The sequence below is a fragment of the Pseudomonas sp. P5_B2 genome, assembly GCF_056400445.1.
Window position 1 is genome coordinate 1 of sequence record NZ_JBFULH010000546.1, and the last position, 2,739, is coordinate 2,739.

A 2,739-nucleotide genomic window follows, 5' to 3' on the forward strand; every position below is an offset into this window, starting at 1 on the left:
AAATGTGGCACACCATCAAGCAAGGCAAACCCTGGATGGGGATTGTGAAAAACCGTGCGAAAAATGGTGATTACTATTGGGTCAGCGCGTACGTCACGCCCATCTATCAAAGCGGGCGCATGAGTGGATACGAGTCGGTTCGCTCGGTGCCCAGCCGTGATCAAGTCCGTCGGGCATCCGCTCTCTACGCAAGGATGCGCGCCGGTAAGCCGATCGTTGCGCTGAGCGCACGGATTTTCCGGCCTCTGCAACACGCTTGGCCATTATTGATAGCCGGTGGGGTTTCACTACTGGGTTATCAGTCGTTACCAAAAACTGCAGCAGAATGTGCCATGGTCGCGAGCCTGGGTATGGCCTGGTACCTGATCGAGTCCCGACATCGCCGGGCTATTGAACGTACCCTGGCCGAGCATCCGAAAGCATTTTCCGATCCGTTGGTAGCGCTCATGTTTAGCGACAACCATGGCCCCCAGGGTCGCTTGGACATGGCCATGCTCAGTGAGGAGTCTCGCTTGCAGACAGCCTTGAGCAGGCTTGTCGATGCCGGTGTCAATGTAAAGGCCAAGGCGGCACAGTCATCCGAACTGTCCGGTTCGCAAGCGCAGTCGCTTGATCGCCAACGCAGCGAAACGGATCAGTCTGCCGCGGCCATCGCGCAAATGGCGGCAACAAACCAGGAGGTGACTCAAAACGTCATCACAACTGCGCATGCTGCGTCTGAAGCTGACCAGTTGACCCGAGAAGGCAGTGAACTGGCGCGGCAAAGTCTGCGCGCCATGGAAGCCATGAATGCGGCCGTCAACGAAATCGGCCAGGCAGTCAACGCACTGGCGAGCGAGACGCAATCCATCGGCAGTGTCGTGGATGTCATCACCTCGATTGCCGAACAGACCAACCTGCTGGCGCTCAACGCGGCCATCGAGGCAGCCCGGGCAGGTGAGCAAGGTCGAGGTTTTGCCGTGGTGGCCGACGAGGTGCGCTCACTGGCACAGCGCACCCGCACCTCCACCGAGCAGATCCACGGCATCATCGCTTCACTGAACAGCGGTGCTGATCGCGCAGTATCGACCGCCAGCAAGGGTGAGCAGATTTCCCGCGACAGCATGCAGCGTGTCGAGGCGGTGCAGTCGGCGCTGGTCGGCATCAGTCAAGCCGTCAGCCGGATCACCGACATGAGCCAGCAAATGGCGTCGGCATCCGAGCAGCAAAGTCACGTGACTGAAGATATCAATCAACAGATCACGCGGATTGCTCAGTTGTGTGATCACAGTGCCGGACAGGCCAAGCAAGGCGCCGCGATCAGCCAGGATCTTGAAGAAATGGCTGAATATCTGCACAGCCTGGCCGAGCGCTTTAGCCGGTAGCCATTCGCTTCAATTGCTGACCTGCAGGGATGTGGGTCAGCCGCAGGCGGGGCGGCCAATCAGCGAACTCGCCAACAACGCCTCCAGCCCCATCGGCTTGGCAAAAAAGTATCCCTGGGCCTGCCCTGCACCCATTTCGCGCAGCAAGTCCAGGGTCGCTTCATCCTCGACACCTTCGGCCACCACACTCAGGTCCAGCGACTCAGCCATCCGCACAATTGCCCGGACGATTGCGCGACTGCGAGCGCTGGTGGTCAGTTCGAGGATGAATGACTTGTCGATCTTCAAACCGCTGAAACGGTATTGATGCACATAGCTCAGGGATGAAAAACCGGCACCGAAGTCATCGAGCACCACCGACATACCGTTATCGGCCAGTTGTTGCATGGTCAGTCGGGCAATGGCAGGCTCAGCCACCAGCGCACCTTCAGTCAGTTCCAGGCAGATTCGCGATGGCGCGACCCCATGCCGCTCCAACAATGCCAGCACATCACTGGCGAAGTCCGGGCGCGTCATGCTGTAGCTGGAACAATTGACGTGCACTGCAGGCCAATTGGCATGCTCGGGCTGGGCGAGTATCGCCGCCACGCTGGTGAGCATGTAGAGGTCCAGTCGACCGATCAGGCGCAACCCTTCGACATCCGGTAAAAACTCGCCCGGCGCGATCACCCGACCGCCCGGCTGATGCCAACGGACCAGTGCTTCAAGCGCCAACAGTTCGCCGCTTTCGACGCTGACAATTGGCTGGAAATACGGCAGCAGTTCGTCCGTACGTTTGAGCGCGTTGCGCAAGGCTCCTTCCCGTTCCACCTGGTCCGAGACTTCACGGCGCACTTCCTGGTTGAACACCGCGTAGCTGTCGCGCCCGGCACTCTTGACCCGGTACATCGCCGCATCGGCATCGCGCAGCAAATCGGCTGGCTCGTGATGAAACTGACTGTCGGCGCTGACAATGCCGATGCTGCAGGACGAAAAAACTTCATGGCCATTGATGAAAAACGGCAGGTCAAACGCCACCAGGATCCGTTCGGCGATTTCGATCAGCACGTCCAGCGGTGCCTCGGGCGCCAGCACCGAAAATTCATCACCCCCCAAGCGCGCGAGCATGTCGCTGTCACGCAGACAACTGCGTAAGCGGTGGGCGGCCTGCATCAACAGCAGGTCGCCAAAATGATGGCCCAGGCTGTCATTGACCATCTTGAAACGGTCAAGGTCGATGAACATCACCGCCAGGTGCCCGCCTTCACTACCGAACCTCGACCAGGCCTGGCTGAGGCGCTGTTGCAGGTAAGTACGATTGGGCAGCCCGGTTAGCGCGTCGTGAGAGTTTTCGTGTTGCAACTTGGCATTGGCGTGATCGAGCTCGCGGGTGCGG

General features: G+C 59.4%; 2 protein-coding genes. One reads left to right on the forward strand and one right to left on the reverse strand.

Annotation, left to right across the window (positions count from 1 at the left end):
• The coding region (locus tag AC1DRJ_RS23705) for a methyl-accepting chemotaxis protein (protein ID WP_477804292.1) at positions 1 to 1,364 on the forward strand (1,364 nt) is incomplete at its 5' end.
• A gap of 36 nt (positions 1,365 to 1,400) precedes the next feature.
• Here AC1DRJ_RS23705 and AC1DRJ_RS23710 read toward each other — a convergent pair.
• On the reverse strand, positions 1,401 to 2,739 hold a 1,339-nt coding region (locus AC1DRJ_RS23710), incomplete at its 5' end, for a putative bifunctional diguanylate cyclase/phosphodiesterase (RefSeq protein ID WP_477804293.1).